At 65.3% G+C, this 15,075-nt stretch carries 13 protein-coding genes and 1 pseudogene; 4 read left to right on the top strand and 10 right to left on the bottom strand.

All coding sequences use genetic code 11. From position 1 onward, the window contains the following. Positions 1–865, bottom strand: a pseudogene (locus IV113_RS13945) (indolepyruvate ferredoxin oxidoreductase); the annotation flags it as partial. 101 nt (positions 866–966) lie between these two features. Here IV113_RS13945 and IV113_RS13940 point away from each other — a divergent pair. Next, positions 967–1,884 carry a LysR family transcriptional regulator gene (locus tag IV113_RS13940; RefSeq protein WP_291086111.1) on the top strand — a complete coding sequence of 306 codons (918 nt, stop codon included), beginning with the start codon at positions 967–969 and terminating at the stop codon, positions 1,882–1,884. A gap of 81 nt (positions 1,885–1,965) precedes the next feature. On the opposite strand, the gene IV113_RS13935 is transcribed toward IV113_RS13940, so the two are convergent. Further along, positions 1,966–3,651: a tetratricopeptide repeat protein gene (locus tag IV113_RS13935; protein WP_291086108.1), complete on the bottom strand. Its 1,686-nt coding sequence runs from the start codon at positions 3,649–3,651 to the stop codon at positions 1,966–1,968. A 114-nt stretch (positions 3,652–3,765) separates the two neighbouring features. Then, entirely contained in the window at positions 3,766–4,593 is an 828-nt protein-coding gene (locus tag IV113_RS13930) for an urease accessory protein UreD (protein ID WP_291086105.1), read from the bottom strand. 136 nt (positions 4,594–4,729) lie between these two features. Between IV113_RS13930 and IV113_RS13925 the strand changes: the two genes are divergently transcribed. Together IV113_RS13925 and IV113_RS13920 are read left to right on the top strand one after the other, a co-directional pair. After that, on the top strand, positions 4,730–5,320 hold the full coding sequence (locus tag IV113_RS13925) for a tail fiber protein (protein ID WP_291086103.1): 591 nt from the start codon (positions 4,730–4,732) through the stop codon (positions 5,318–5,320). Between the two features lies 1 nt (position 5,321). Further along, positions 5,322–6,164, top strand: coding sequence for a hypothetical protein (locus IV113_RS13920; RefSeq protein ID WP_291086100.1), 843 nt, complete (start codon positions 5,322–5,324; stop codon positions 6,162–6,164). Positions 6,165–6,168: 4 nt separating this feature from the next. On the opposite strand, the gene IV113_RS13915 is transcribed toward IV113_RS13920, so the two are convergent. Together IV113_RS13915 and IV113_RS13910 are read right to left on the bottom strand one after the other, a co-directional pair. Beyond that, positions 6,169–6,666 carry a nucleoside deaminase gene (locus IV113_RS13915; protein ID WP_291086097.1) on the bottom strand — a complete coding sequence of 166 codons (498 nt, stop codon included), beginning with the start codon at positions 6,664–6,666 and terminating at the stop codon, positions 6,169–6,171. Beyond that, positions 6,666–7,694, bottom strand: a complete 1,029-nt coding sequence (locus IV113_RS13910; RefSeq protein ID WP_291086094.1) for an ABC transporter substrate-binding protein — start codon at positions 7,692–7,694, stop codon at positions 6,666–6,668. Before IV113_RS13910 ends, IV113_RS13915 begins: the two co-directional genes overlap by 1 nt. A gap of 289 nt (positions 7,695–7,983) precedes the next feature. Between IV113_RS13910 and IV113_RS13905 the strand changes: the two genes are divergently transcribed. Continuing rightward, the gene (locus IV113_RS13905) at positions 7,984–9,003 is read left to right on the top strand and encodes an aromatic ring-hydroxylating dioxygenase subunit alpha (protein ID WP_291086091.1); all 1,020 of its coding nucleotides are present in this window, start codon (positions 7,984–7,986) and stop codon (positions 9,001–9,003) included. Between the two features lie 131 nt (positions 9,004–9,134). Here IV113_RS13905 and IV113_RS13900 read toward each other — a convergent pair whose 3' ends face one another. The 5 genes from IV113_RS13900 to IV113_RS13880 form a co-directional block, all read right to left on the bottom strand. Continuing rightward, positions 9,135–9,611 (bottom strand): nucleoside deaminase, encoded by a 477-nt coding sequence (locus tag IV113_RS13900; RefSeq protein WP_291086088.1) that lies wholly within the window; start codon positions 9,609–9,611, stop codon positions 9,135–9,137. Between the two features lie 82 nt (positions 9,612–9,693). Further along, entirely contained in the window at positions 9,694–10,467 is a 774-nt protein-coding gene (locus tag IV113_RS13895) for an ABC transporter permease (RefSeq protein ID WP_291086086.1), read from the bottom strand. Between the two features lie 13 nt (positions 10,468–10,480). Next, positions 10,481–11,302 carry an ABC transporter ATP-binding protein gene (locus IV113_RS13890; protein WP_291086083.1) on the bottom strand — a complete coding sequence of 274 codons (822 nt, stop codon included), beginning with the start codon at positions 11,300–11,302 and terminating at the stop codon, positions 10,481–10,483. Positions 11,303–11,370: 68 nt separating this feature from the next. Beyond that, positions 11,371–12,402 carry an ABC transporter substrate-binding protein gene (locus tag IV113_RS13885; protein ID WP_291086080.1) on the bottom strand — a complete coding sequence of 344 codons (1,032 nt, stop codon included), beginning with the start codon at positions 12,400–12,402 and terminating at the stop codon, positions 11,371–11,373. A gap of 377 nt (positions 12,403–12,779) precedes the next feature. Further along, a complete protein-coding gene (locus IV113_RS13880) occupies positions 12,780–15,074 on the bottom strand; it encodes an NADP-dependent malic enzyme (protein WP_291086077.1) in 2,295 nt (764 codons plus the stop codon). Position 15,075: the final 1 nt, after the last annotated feature.

Below are 15,075 nucleotides of genomic sequence, written 5' to 3'. Positions count from 1 at the left end.
GCCCGAAGGCATCGGCCAGGCCGAACTGCTGCAGCGCGCGGATCAGCGTGTTGTAGAGGCCACCCTGCACGATGAGACCCAGGTCCTGGTGCTCGCCGTCGAAGAACTCGTTGAGATCGTTCTCGACGATGTAGCGCCGCGCGGCAGGAATGCGTTCGTCGCCCTTGAGCTTTTCGTGGCGGAAGGTCACCGGCGGGTGGGCGAGGCGGTTGTAGTCGAAGCTGGCGGGCTCGTCGATCAGGTTGTGTCGCGAGAGCGCTGGCTTGACGTTGTCCTTGGCCACAAAACTGCCGCGCACGTGGCAGGCCCGGATGCGCAACTCCATGAGCGCCGGCATGTTGGAAGCCTCCGAGAGCCGGAAGCCCTGTTCGACCATGTGCACCATGCGTTCCAGGTCGGGGCGCGGGTCGAGCAGCACCATGCTCGACTTGAGCGCGTAGGCGTGGGTGCGCTCCTGGATCACGCTGGCGCCCTCGCCATAGTCCTCGCCCACGACCACCAGCACGCCACCGGTGACACCGGGCGAAGCGAGGTTGGAGAGGGCGTCGGCCGCCACGTTGGTGCCAACGATGGACTTCCACGTGACCGCGCCGCGCAGCGGGTAGTGGATGGAGGCGCCCAGCATGGCGGCGGCCGAGGCTTCGTTCGAACACGCCTCCACGTGCACGCCGAGTTCGTCCATGTAGGGCTTGGCCTGCACCATCACATCGAGCAGATGCGAGACCGGTGCCCCCTGGTAGCCGCCCACATAGGCCACGCCCGATTGCAGCAGGGCCTTGGTGATGGCCAGGATGCCCTCGCCGTGAAAGGTCTGGCCGTCACCGAGCCGCAGGGACTCGATTTCCTGAGTGAATGAAACTTCCAAGTGCTTGTCTCCAGCGGGGTCGTCATCGTGAGGTTGCGACCGATCCTTCGAGTATGGGGAGGCGTCGCTCATCGATCAATACAATGAAGGGACTAAGCGACATGAACGCCATGCATATCAAAGACCTCGACCTCAACCTGCTGCGCCTCTTCAACGAGGTGTACCGCGCCGGCAGCGTGAGCCGGGCGGCCGAACACCTGGGACTGACGCAGCCGGCGGTGAGCCACGGCCTCACGCGCCTGCGCCTGCTGGTGAAGGACCCGCTGTTCGTGCGCGCGCCCGGCGGCGTGAAGCCCACGCCCAAGGCGGTGGCGCTGGCCGAGGCGGTGCAGGGTGCGCTGGCCACGCTGGCCAGCGCGCTGAGTGAGTCCAGCGGTTTCGACCCGGCCAGCTCGCGCCGCCTGTTCCGCCTGCACATGAGCGACATTGGCGAGAGCCGTTTTCTGCCCGAGCTCATGGCCCGTCTGCAGCAGCAGGCGCCCGGCGTGCGCGTGGCCACCCGGCCCGTGCCCCACGGTGGCCTCGCCGACGCGCTGGACAGTGGCGTCATCGATTTCGCGTTCGGCTTCCTGCCGCAGGTGAAGGACACCCAGCGCACCGAGCTGCTGCAAGACCGCTACGTGGTGCTCATGCGCAGTGGCCACCCGATGCACGCGGCGCTGGAGCGCCTGCGTGGCGCGGCCCTGCTCAAGGCCTTGCAACAGCTCGATTTCGTGGCGGTGCGCACGCACAGCGACACCTTGCGCATCCTCGCCCAGACCGGTCTGCAGGAGCGCCTGCGCCTGACCACCGAACACTTCATGGTGCTGCCTTCCATCGTGCAGGCCACCGACCTGTGCGTGGTGATGCCGGGCAACATCGCGCAGGGTTTCGTGCAAACGGGTGGGTGCGTGATCGTGCAGCCGCCGTTTGTGGACCGGGGCTTCACTGTGTCGCTGCACTGGAGCCACCGCTTCGAAGGTGATCCCGACAACCGCTGGTTTCGCGAACAGGTGCTGTCGCTGTTCGCGGTGCGCTGAGTCAGCCGCCGGGCCGCCCCAAGGCAGGCTCAGCCCCCTCGGGGGGCAGCGACCCGCGCAGCGGCGGAGCGTGGGGGCACTCTAGTTGGGTGCTGCGCTGCCGAGCAGGCCGTCGGCGCTCGGGGGCTTGTAGCCTGCCGGCAAGGACACACCGCCCGGCGTGGGCGCCGCACCCGTGTGTTCGCCCAGGCGGGAATGCTGCATGGTCGTGTGGTAGCGCTCGCGCAGCACGTCGGTGCGCTCGTTGAGGGCAACGTGGTCGGCGATGCGCACGGTGTAGCGCTGCAGCACCTGGTGGGCCGACTCGATGAGCTTGGCGTTGAGGGTGCGCTCACCGTCCTCCAGCAGCTTCAGAACCGTGCCCTGCGGGTCGCCCTTGATGCTCAGCGTCATGGCCTGTTCGGTCATCTTCAGAATCTGGCTGTGCGCACCGCGCACGCGATCGGCAAAGTCCTGGCAGCCCGAAGCTGCACAAGCCATCAGCTCGCTCATGGCCTTGCTGGTGCAGAAGCGCAGCGCCAGCGTGTCCACCGCGCCTTCGGCTTCGTTGAGCGCGATCGAACGCATCTGCAGCCGGCTCATGAGGGCGAGCAGGTTGCACGCGGTCTCGAAGTCGAAGTCGGGGTTCAAGGCGTCGTTGGCCATGCGACGCACGTCGTCCAGGGCGCGCGAGGTGTGTTGCTGCTGCAGGGCGAGCAGGCTCTCGGCGATGGCCAGCAGGCGGTGGGGCCGCGCGGGCATGTGGCTGCGGTCGCGCAGGCGGGTGAGTTGGTCCACCGTGCGGGCCAGGCCGCGCTGGTCGTTGTTGTCCAGGCGCGCAAAGGCCAGCAGCAGCAGGGCCTGCGCGTCGAACATCTTGGAGTCCAGGCCCAGGCGCGTGGCGCGGTCGAGCAGTTCCACGCCTTCGCTCTTGTCGCCGGTGTAGTAGGCCAGCATGCCGTGCTTGAGCAGGCGGCTGATGGAGGAAGGCGTGAGCTTCGTGGCCATCTCGTAGGTGGTCAGCGCGCTCTGGAAATTGCCCAGCTCGAACTGCGCCCGGCCCATCACGTCGTAGGCATCGGCGTAGGTGTTGTCGTCCTGGATCAGGCTCTCCAGCGTGGTCACGGCCTTGGCAGGCTGACCGCCTTCGAGCTGCGCGCGCGCCACGCCCAGGCGCGCCCAGGGCAGGGTTTTGGCGGCGATCACGGCTTCGTAGAGTTTCTGCGCATCGCCGATTTCGCCGTTGCGCAGCAGCAGCTCGGCGCCGATGCGCGCGGCATAGAGCCAGTAGGTGCCGCGGGCTTCAAAGCGCTCCAGACACAGGACCGCAGCATCGTGGAACCGCTCGGCGTCGATGGCGGTGAAGATGGCTTCCAGCGCCTTCTTGCGTTCGCGCGCCATCATGATGCGGTCGCTCAGGCGGGCGCCGGTGTGGGGCTTGAGCAGGTAGGCGTCGAGTGCGGACTCGGCGGCTTCGGCCACCTTGGCGTACGACGCCTCGGCGGTGACCATGATGAACACCGTGTAGAAGGGCAGGAGCTGGTTGCGCCGCAGGTCGTCGAGCAGGTCCTGGCCCGACATCGAGTCACGGTCGAAGTGTTGTTCGCAGATCACCACGTCGTAGCGGTTCACCTCCAGCTTGCGCCGGGCCTCCACCAGCCGCGAGCACTGCGAGACCGTGCCCACGCCGAGTTCGCGCAGTTGCGACACGAGGATCGAGCGCGACTGCAGGTTGCCCTCGATCACGAGCGCATGGGCGTCTTGCAGGCTGTTCGGGGCTAAGGGCATGGTTGGTTCAGGGCGCGCGGCGTGCTCGCCCATCAATGGCTATTCCATTCTGCTCACGCCCATCGCGTCCTGGTGCGACGAACAGCAGGCGTTTTGTACCCCAATTCGAGCGGTTCAGACTCGCCAGATGCGAGGTGGCGTGTTGGCAAGGCCCCAGGCTTCGGTGCGCAGCGTGGCCCAGACCTGCTGGAACAGCGCCATGAGGGGCTCCACCAGCGGCGCCACGGCGCGCACCACCAGCATGCGTGGGTTGGGGCAGGTGGCGCCCACCTGCACGCCGTGCTCGCCGCCCAACACCGCACGCACCATCTCCAGCAGGTGTTCGCGGCGTTCGCGCGTGATCGGCGTGCCGCAGGCCAGCCAGAGCGTGCCCATGCATTTGTGCCCGCCCAGGCCCAACGGGGATTCAAGCAAGCGCGTGTCGCTGGCCTCGATGCGCGAACGCTCCAGCCACAGGCCCGGGATCTCCAGGTGCTGCGTGAGGCTGCCCCGGTCAAACGGTTGGTTGGCGGTGGGCAGGCCGAGCGCGCAAACGTCCCAGCCGATCATCTCGGCACCCTCTGCCAGCGTGGCATGCAAGCTGTTGAGCGCCAGGCAGCCGGGGTAGGCGATGGCTTCGAGCGGCAGCCATTCGAGTCGGGCGCCTTCGTCCAGCGCGAGCGTGACTTGCTGCGTGGTGGTGGGGCCGTCGGAGCGGTAGAAGCGCGTGGCCCCGGGTGTGGAGATCAAGCCATGCGTGCCAGCACCCGCGTGCACGCGGACATCCAGCACATCACCCCCGACCAGACCACCGGGTGGGTGAACGATCACGTTGTGGCAGATCGCGGGGCCCTCCGGGTACAGGCTCTTGAGGATGCGCAGCGGGCCGTCGTGCTCGAAACGGGCGGTGGTTTTGTGGTTCTCGAAAGTCAGGTCGAGCGAGAGACGGGCGTGCCAGGGCATGGCGAAAGTGTACGAGGCGCAATGAATTAGTCCCTTCGCGGTATTTCCCTGGGCGTTGGTGCTCCCTAGCATCGGCGCGGCCACATCGGTGTGGCATTCGTCACCTATTCGTCAAACATTCAGGAGGAATCAAAAAATGAGCACAGAACCCTTTCTCGGTGAAATCCAGATGGTGTCTTTCCCGTTCGCGCCCGTGGGCTTCGCCATGTGTGATGGCACGCTGATGCAGATCGCGCAGTACCCCGCGCTGTTTTCGTTGATCGGTGTGGCGTACGGGGGAGATGGCGTGCAGACCTTTGCCCTGCCCGATCTGCGTGGCCGTGGCCCCATCTGTGCCGGCACCGGTCCCGGATTGCAGCCGGTGTACGTGGGCCAGTCCGGCGGCTCCGAATCCGTGGTCCTGAACACCAACCAGCTGCCGACGCACACACACACGGCAACGGTTCAGCCCGGCGCACACGCCCAGCAGAGCTGCTCCACCAATCTCGGCTCCGTCCCCAGCCCCGCCGGGGCCATTCCCGCCGAAATATTTGACATTGAATCCGGTGCTGTCGCGCCCGCGTTTGCCCCCCCTTCGGCGGCCAACCAGACCATGGCCCCCTTGCCGTTGACACTGAACATCAGCGTGAGCGCCACCGGTGGCAGCAAGCCCGTGGGCATACGCAGCCCGTATCTCGGGGTGTACTACGTGATCGCCCTCGAAGGCATTTTTCCGTCGCGGGGCTGACATGACACGCCGCACATTGCCCACCCGCCAGCTGCCTGTCGCGGTGCTGGCCGTCTTGTTGTTGAGCGCCTGTGGTGGTGGCGACGGACCAGCCCCGAGTGCGCCCGAGATCACTCACCCGGTGTTCTACGGCGGGCCGGGCGCACCCGTTGCGTCCGTGGGCAAGGACGGGGACTATTTCGTCGACGACCAGACTGGCGCACTGTATGGGCCCAAGGCCGCAGGCGCCTGGCCCACGGTGCCGGTTTCCCTGGTTGGCCCGGCAGGGGCAGATGGCGCTGCCGGGCCCGAAGGGCCTGCAGGTGCCACAGGAGCGACTGGTGCGACCGGTGCCACCGGTGCGACCGGTGCCGCGGGTGCCACCGGGGCAACCGGTCCAGCGGGCGCTGCGGGTACGGCTGGTCCTGCAGGTGCCACGGGTGCCACCGGTCCCGCCTCCGTGGACTACAGCTGGTCCCTGGCCAGCGGTAACCTGTCACCACCCGGAACCTACTCGGTGCTGGCTGGCAGCTCCATATCCGTCTCCACCACCCGTTTTGCCCAGATTCTTCCGCACGACTGCGGCACTGGAACCCTTCGCGTTGCGACTCTGGGTGTGCCCGATGTGGGGCAGACACACACTTTCAAGCTGCTCCGTGCGCCTGGTCCCTCACCCGTTGTCGCAGATCTGACCGATCCCGCCGCCTTCTCCTGCACGATCAGCAGCGCCGCGCGGACTTGCATCACCTCCGGCCTGGTGAACTTCAGTGCCGGCGACGCGATTGAACTTCAGTGGACCAACACGGCGACCGTTGCGGACCAGGCTGTCAACGGGGCGATCGGCATCACGTTCAGCTGCAGCTAGCCGGTCACCCTGGTTTCCAGAAACCCGCGTGCGGCTCGCTAGCTTCTTCGATCAACACCGGCCCGATGCATTCAATCGGGTGCGGTGAAGCCTTGAACACATCCCGGCACGAGAGTTCGGCATCGCGCTGCTCAGAGCGTTCGCCGCGGAACACCCGCAGGCGCACCGCGTCGATGCCGAACACCACGCGGCCGATGTTGCTCCAGAAGATGGCGCCTGCGCACATCACGCAGGGCTCGGCCGAGGAGTAGAGCGTGGCGCGCGAGAGCGTCTCGCGATCCACCACCGGGCTCACCTGACGCACCGCGTTGGTCTCGGCGTGGCCGGTGCAGTCGCCGGTCTCGCTGGTGTTGCACCAGGCCTCGGCCAGCACGCGGCCGTCGTCGGCAACCACCACCGCGCCGAAGGGCCGGTTGCCCCGGTCGCGCGCCACGCGCGACCAGGCGATGGCCTGGCGCATGTACAGACCGTCGCGTTCGTTGATCGGTGTTTCCGCGTCCATCACGCCTTCACCATGCGTTGACTGGCGGCGGGCAGCATGGCGCGGTTGAATAGGCCTTCCACACCCGGGCGCACCTTCAGTCCATAGACGCTGACCACCTCGTCCACCTGTTCTTCCAGCGTGCGCTTGAGCACGTCGCCCAGGCCGTGGCTGCGGGTATCGCCCGCGGCGATGTACTGCTGCGTGATGCGCCAGCGCTCCAACTCCACGGCTTCGTTCAGGATGGGCTCCCGCAGCTTGGTGGCGGCGATCGCTGCAGCAGGGTCGGCCATGCTTTCCAGGATGGCGCGGTTGGTGGCGCGCAGGAAGCCGGCCACGGCGACGGGGTTCTGCGTGGTCATGGCGTTGCTCGCGAGGATGGCGTTGCCATAGAGGTTCACGCCGGCCTGCTGGTACTGCAGGATGGAGAGCTCGTCGAGCTTCATGCGTGCGAACAGCGACACGGCGGAGTCGTGGAAGTAGGTGGCACCGTCCACGTCGCCCCGCACCACCACGTTGTCACGCGAAGAGAAGTCGGTGGTGGCCCACTGGAAGTAGTCGTCCTTCACGCGCAGCTTGCGCGCCACCATGGGCCAGGCGCGACGGGTGGACTCCACCGCGGCGGCGGCGATCTTTTTGCCTTCGAGGCTGCGCCAGTCGCTGGTGATGCCGCGGTCCTTGCGGCCGATGATCGCGAACGGTGCGCGGTTGTAGTACTGGTAGACCGCCTGCACCAAAGGCGTGCCGCTCTGACTGGCCTGGAACTCGATGAGCGAGCTGATGTCGCCCAAACCCATCTGGTACACGCCGCTGGCGATGCGCGTGATGGAGGCCACGGAGCCCGCCCCCACATCGATACTCACGTCCAGGCCTTCGTCTTTGTAGTAGCCGCGCTGCTGCGCGAGGAAGAAGGGCGAGGTCTGGCCAGTGATGCGGAAATCGAGCGTGAACTTGATGGGGGTGAGCTTGGGTGCCGACTGGCCCCAGACGGCGGGTGCGCCCAGTGTGGCGAGGGCGGCAGAAGATGCTATGAAGAGGCGGCGTTGCATGGTGATGCTCCGAAAAAATGGACTTGTTCCAACCCGCTGCACCGCATGGGCACAGGGGACGTACAAGAGCAATTTCCGGGCGGGTGGTGTGACACCCACTGAACGCTTCTACTCTGCGAACTGCTCGTACGCACAAGCCATGCCAACAAGAATTCATCAAAACGGTGCGTCGCGATGGCCTGCGTTTTGCTAGCATTCCCACCCAGAGTAGAAGCGTTCAGCTCCGCGCCATGCGGAGCAGGAAATTGCTCTTGAGATTCCTCAAGCCATTTCTTTCAGGAGCGTTTCCATGCTGGTCACCCAACAGCCCGTCTTCCGCCGCTACTGGCACGCTGTCATGCCGCTGAGCATGCTGGCCGACGGCCCCAAGCCCTTCACCCTGCTGGGTGAAAACATCGTTCTTTTTCTTGACGAACACGGCGCGCCCGCCGCGTTGAAGGACCGCTGCTGCCACCGCACGGCCAAACTGAGCAAGGGCTGGTGCAAGGACGGCAACATTCAGTGTGGGTACCACGGCTGGGTCTACAACCGCAGCGGTCGCGTGATCATGATTCCACAGTACCCAGTGGAGCGCGAGATCCCCAAGGACTACGGCACAACGGCCTATCACTGCACGGCGCGTTACGGGTATGCCTGGGTGGCACTCGATGACCCGGTGGCCGACATTCCGGTGATCCCGGAGTTCGAGGCCGACGGCTGGCGCACCATCTTCCAGTTCTACGAAACGTGGAACACGAGCCCGGTGCGCGCGCTCGAAAACTCCTTCGATAACTCGCATTTCAGCTTCGTGCACCGCGCCACCTTTGGTGTGGCCGCATCACCCGCGCCGAGCAAGTACGAGTTGGTTGAGAACGATGCCGGTTTTTACGCCGAAACGGTGATCGACGCGGCCAACCCGGAGCGGTTCCAACGCATCAGTGGTGTGAAGGATGCAATCACGCAGCGGCACATGCGAAATGCGTACTACCAGCCTTTTTCACGCCGGCTCGATATCGAATACCCGAGCGGCATCCGTCACATCATCATCAACGCGTTCACCCCCATCGACGATGGCCGCATGCAGTTGTGCCAATGGCTGTTTCGCAACGACACGGAGGCAGACTGCCCGGCGCAGATGTTGATCGATTTCGACGACGAGATCACGCGGGAGGACAAGGACATCCTCGAATCGACCGACCCGGATGCGGTGGTGGATTTGCGCAGGCGTGGTGTGGAGTATTCGATGGACTCGGATCGGCCTGGGATTCTGATTCGTCGGAAGCTCATGGCGCTTCTGTCCTCTGCTGGGGAGGCGGAGGTTCATCGCTGAGGTTTTTTGCCTGCACCTCCCAGGCTCGTGAGCGCATGGCGCAGCGGCATCAAGGAGGAGCCCCGGGCGGGGGACAGCCGCGGAGCCGTGCCCCGTGGTCGCCGATGACCGGACCAGCCGGAGAAAACAACTCAACGCAAAGACCAAAAACCGCGATGCGGCTCCAACATCTCAGCCTCCAAAGAAGGCACAGGCCCAATGACCTCAACAGCCTTCTGCCCCCGCGCCAACACCTCACGACAAGGCAACGACAACGTGGGGTTCTCTTCATGACTGCCGGTGAGCGCGAGCAAAGCCTCTTCACTCGCCCCATAGACCACACGCCCGATGTTGGCCCAGTACAGCGTGCCCGTGCACATGGCACACGGCTCGAAGGTCGTCACCAGCGTGCAGCGCGCCAGGTACTCACCCGGCCAGTTGCCCGCCGCCGTGCGAGCCAAGGTGGACTCTGCGTGGTTCACCGTGTCGATGTTGCCCTGCTCGGCCAACACCGTCTCACCATCGGGCGCCACCAGCAAGGCACCAAACGGGTGGCGGCCCATGCGCGCCGCGCGGCGCGCCACCTCGTTGGCGCGGCGCAGGTGCCTGGTGACCTGGTCCGGACTCATGGCTGCAGCGCCGGGCCGCCCCAAGCCAAGCCGCACCCCCTTGGGGGGAAGCGACCCGCGCAGCGGTGGAGCGTGGGGGCGCTCATGTTCCTTGCGAACCCCGGTGCGCCCAACCGGTGGTGTGCTTCTCGATGAAGCTGAACAGCTCGTACATCACCATCGCCATGGCACCCACCACCAGCAGGCCGCTGAACGCCAAGCCCATCTGCATCGACGAACCGGCCGAGATCAACAAGTAGCCAATTCCCTCGTTGGAGGCCGTCATTTCCGACACCGTGGTGCCCACAAACGCCAGCGTGATCGCGACCTTGAGTGAGCCGAAGAAGTAGGGCATGGAGCGTGGCAGACCGACCTTGGTCAGCACGTCCCAACGCTTGGCGCCCAGCACGCGCAACACGTCTTCCAGCTCGGGCTCCAGCGTGGCCAGACCGGTGGCGATGTTCACCATGATGGGGAAGAAACTGATGAGAAACGCGGTGAGGATGGCCGGGCCCACGCCGATGCCGAACCACACCACGAGGATGGGCACGAAGGCCGCCTTGGGCAACGCGTTGAATGCCGTCATGAGCGGGTAAACCGCGGCGTAGGCCAGGCGCGAGCTGCCGATGAGAAAACCCAGCAGCACGCCGACCACGATGGCAATGCCGAAGCCGGCCATCGTCACCCAGTAGGTGCGCCACGCGTGGCCGAGGATGGTGGTCTTGTGCTCCATCGTCTGTTCCCAGATGCGCGACGGGCTGGGGAAGATGAATTCGGAAACACCAAAGCCACTGGTGATGACTTCCCAGATGATGATGATCGCCAGCAGCAGCAAAAACGGCGACCAGCGCTCCATCTGTTTTTTGTTCAGGTTCATGGCGTGGGTCCGTTCACTGGTTGACAGGGGTGCGCATGGCGCCGATGTGGCCGCGCAGTTCCAACACGATGTCTGAAAATTCTTTGGTGTACGTGACCTCCAGATCGCGTGTGCGCGGGATCGGAATCTCGCGCTGCACCACAAAACGCCCTGGGCTCTTGCTCATGCAGTACACCGTATCGGCCAGAAACACCGACTCGCGCAGGTCGTGGGTGACCAGGATGACGTTGAAGCGCTGCGCCTCCCAGAGGTCGCGCAGCGTGCACCAGAGTTCTTCGCGCGTGAACGCATCGAGCGCGCCAAAGGGCTCGTCGAGCAGCAGCATCTTGGGCTCGTGGATCAGCGCGCGGCAGATGCTGGCGCGCTGCTGCATCCCGCCCGAAAGCTCCCAGGGAAACTTCTTTTCCATGCCACCCAGGCCCACGCTGGCGAGCAGCCGGCCGGCCCGTTCCACGTATTCCTTGCGCCGGTCCTTGAACTGGCTGCGGTAGGGCTCGACGATCTCCAGCGGCAGCAGCACGTTGTCCAGCGTGGTTCGCCAAGGCAGCAGCGAGGGCGCCTGGAAGGCCATGCCCGAGATCTTCAGCGGGCCGGTGACGGGCTGGCCGTCGATGCGGATCTTGCCCATGCTGGGCATCTTCAGCCCGGTGGTGAGCTTCATGAAGGTGGACTTGCCGCAACCCGAGGGGCCGACGATGGCGATGAACTCACCCTGCTTGACCTTCAGGTTGATGTCTTCCACCGCGAAGGTGTTCTTCGCCAGCAGCTCGTCGTTGTAAGCCAGCCAGACCTGGTCGAAATCGACGAAGGGCGCGTTGCTGGAGGTGTCTTGCATGGGTCTTCCTGAAAAAAAGGCCAGCCGCCGCAGGGTGGCTGGCCTGGGCCAGAGGTGCCGGGCCGGCCTTACTTCTTGAGGGGCGGCAGCACGTTGAGATCGGCGGCGGCGGGCATCATGGTGCCGTTCCAGATCGCGGCCGGGTCGATGCGGGTCTTGGTGGCGTAAGCGTCGGACACCTGCGAGGCCATCAGGCTCATGCGGCCGGGGTTGATGAGGCCGAAACCTTCCTTGCGCGCGTCGGGGCTGGCCACCACCGAGTCGATGGCGAGCTGCAGGCGTCGGATTTCCAGCGGCACGTTGATGATGCCGTCGCGCGCCTTCACGGTCTCGATGGCGGCGGCCGGGTTGGCCATCACTTCCTTGGCGCCTTTGGAGAAGGCCGTGAGGAAGGCTTTCACCGCGGCCGGGTTTTCCTTGATCATCTTGGGCGAGGCGATGATGACGTTGCCATACAGCTTCACGCCGTAGTCGGCGTACGGCAGGATGACCACGTCTTCGGCCTTCACGCCGCGCGCTTCGAGGTTGAGCAGCGAGGTGAACGAGAAGCCGGTGATGGCGTCGATGTCGCCACGCACCAGCATGGTTTCACGCAGTGGTGGGTCCATCGAGGTCCAGGCCACGTTGGTCACGCTGTTGGCCTTCTGGAAGATCGGGAAGGCCTTGCGGCCCGCGTCAAACACCGGGGCGCCGAGCTTCTTGCCGTTGAGATCGGCCGGCTTGGTGATGCCGCTCTTCTTGAGCGCGAGCACGGCGGCCGGCGTGTTGTTGTAGACCATCATCACGGCCACCGGCTTGTTGGGGGCGTCCGGGTTGTTGGCGTGGAACTCCATCAGCGCGGCCATGTCGGCAAAGCCCATGTCGTAGGTACCCGAGGCCACGCGCGTCACGGTGCCGCCCGAGCCGTTGCCGGAGTCAATCGTCACGTCCAGACCGGCGGCTTTGAAGTAACCCTTGGCAGCGGGCTGCAGGAACAGTGCGGCGGGGCCTTCGAAGCGCCAGTCGAGCTGGAACTTCACGGGGGTCTGGGCCTGGGCGGTGCCCATGGCGGCCAGGGTGGCCAGTGCGGCGACGGTGTGGATGAAGTGGCGTTTGTTCATGGGTTCTCCTGTGGGGTGAGGGGCTGCAAGGGTTCGAGGACGGAGCGCCCAGGCATGTTTCTTCATCAGCAATAAGGGTGCCAGCGGTGCTTACCCTTGGAAACAGGTGGTTGGGAGCCTTTTGAACACACAATGTGTATACAGATTTTGATTTCCTGGGCCGTCCACGTCTACCTGAGTAACCCTGAATGGTGCGCACCAGATTGGGGTGCACCATGGCGGGGCGATTTTGCCTGTGTATGGTTCGCATGCACTTCTTCGGCTGGTCCGGTCATCGGCGACCACGGAGCAGAGTGCCGTGCGCTCACGAGCCCGCGCGGTGCAGGCGCGAAAAAAAGGGACGCCATGGCGTCCCCTCGTATGCACAACGCAAGCGCTCAGGCTCTGGCCACACCCTGCGCACTGGCCGCCGCGAGCGCAGTCATGTTGAGCACGCGCCGCACCGTGGCCGCTGGTGTGAGGATGTGCACCGTGCCGGCCGAGCCCATGAGGATGGGGCCCACCGTGACGCCGCCGCTGGCGGTCGTCTTCATCACGTTGTAGAGGATGTTGGCCGCATCGAGGTTGGGGCAGATCAGCAGGTTGGCCGAACCTTTGAGCGTTGTATCAGTCAGGTAGACGCTGCGGATTTCGGGCTGCAGCGCTGCGTCGCCGTGCAGTTCGCCGTCGCACTCGATTTCGGGGTGTGCGGCCACGAACAGGTCGCGTGCGTGCGCCATCTTGCGGGCCGATGCGCGCTTGCTGGAGCCATAACTCGAATGCGAGAGGAAGGCGATCTTGGGTGGCAGGCCGAAACGCTGCACTTCCTGCGCGGCCATCCATGCGATCTCGGCCAGCTCTTCGGCGCTGGGCAGTTCGTTCACATAGGTGTCGGCGATGAACAGCGGGCCACGGTCCGTCATGAGTGCGTTGACCGAGGCATAAAGCCCCGCGCCGGCGCGGCGTCCGAGCACGTGGTCGATGCGCTCCAGGTGCGTCATGTAGCCACCCACCAGACCGCAGATCAGCGCGTCGGCGTCACCCAGCGAGACCATGAGCGAGCCGATGATGGTGTTGGAGCGCCGCACCGCCGCCTTGGCCACTTCGGGCGTGGCGCCTTCGCGGCCCATGAGTTGGTGGTAGTGCTCCCAGTACTGGCGAAAGCGCGGGTCGTCCTCGGGGTTGACGTTCTGCACATCCTGCCCGAGCTTCATGCGCAAGCCCGCCTTGGCGATGCGCGCCTCGATCACCGCCGGGCGGCCGATCAGGATGGGCAGCGCGAGCTGGTCGTCGATCGCCATCTGCGCGGCGCGCAGCGCGCGCTCATCTTCGCCATCGGCATAGGCCACACGTTTGCGGTCGGGTTGCGACTTGGCCGCGTGAAAGATCGGCTGCATCAGGATGCCGGTCTGGTAGACGAAGCGGCTGAGTTCCTGCCGGTAGGCGTCCATGTCCTTGATGGGCCGCGTGGCCACACCGGAGTCGGCCGCCGCCTGTGCCACGGCCGGCGCAATTCGAAGGATCAGCCGTGAGTCGAAGGGCTTGGGGATGATGTAGTCGGGGCCGAAGGAGAGGTCTTGCCCGGCATAGGCGTTGGCCACTTCCTCGCTGGTCTCGCTCTTCACCAGATCGGCAATCTGGCGCACGCAGGCCAGCTTCATTTCTTCCGTGATCTTGGTGGCACCACAGTCGAGCGCGCCACGGAAGATGTAGGGGAAGCACAGGACGTTGTTGACCTGGTTGGGGTAGTCGCTGCGGCCGGTGGCGATGATGCAGTCAGGCCGCACGGCCTTGGCCAGTTCGGGCCGGATCTCGGGCTCGGGGTTGGCCAGCGCGAGCACGATGGGTTGGGGTCCCATGGTCTTCATCATGTCGGCGGTGAGCACGCCCGGCGCCGAGCAGCCCAGGAACACGTCGGCACCGTTGACCGCATCGGCCAGCGAGCGCAGTTGAGTTTTCTGTGCGTAGCGCGCCTTCGATTCGTCGTAGCCACCGGGGCGCCCTTCGTACACCACGCCCTTGGAGTCGCAGACAAAAATGTTTTCGCGCGCCACACCCAGGCCGACCATCACGTCCAGGCACGCGATGGCGGCGGCGCCCGCGCCGCTCACAGCGAGCTTGACCGAGCCAATGTCCTTGCCCACCAGCTCCAGGCCGTTGAGCAGGGCGGCGGCCGAGATGATGGCGGTGCCGTGCTGGTCGTCGTGGAACACCGGGATGCCCATGCGCTCGCGCAGCTTCTTCTCGATGTAGAAGCACTCGGGCGCCTTGATGTCTTCGAGGTTGATGCCACCGAGCGTGGGCTCGAGCGCGGCAATGATGTCGACCAGCTTGTCCGGGTCCTTTTCATCCAGCTCGATGTCGAACACGTCGATGCCGGCGAACTTCTTGAACAGGCAGCCCTTGCCTTCCATCACCGGCTTGCTGGCCAGCGGGCCAATGTCGCCCAAGCCGAGCACGGCCGTGCCGTTGGTGATCACGCCGACCAGGTTGCCGCGGCTGGTGTACTCGGCCGCGAGTGTGGGGTCGGCCTCGATGGCCAGGCAGGGGTAGGCCACACCGGGGGAGTAGGCCAGCGAGAGATCGCGCTGGTTGGACAGGGGCTTGATGGGATTGACGGAGATCTTGCCCCGGCGCGGCAGGCGGTGGTATTCGAACGCGGCTTCGCGCAGGGCTTCTTCGGCGGGTGTCATG

The organism is Hydrogenophaga sp. (assembly GCF_018780385.1).
Classification (GTDB): domain Bacteria; phylum Pseudomonadota; class Gammaproteobacteria; order Burkholderiales; family Burkholderiaceae_C; genus Hydrogenophaga.
Note: the sequence above shows the minus strand (reverse complement) of the source record. Positions and strands in the feature narration are given on the sequence as shown.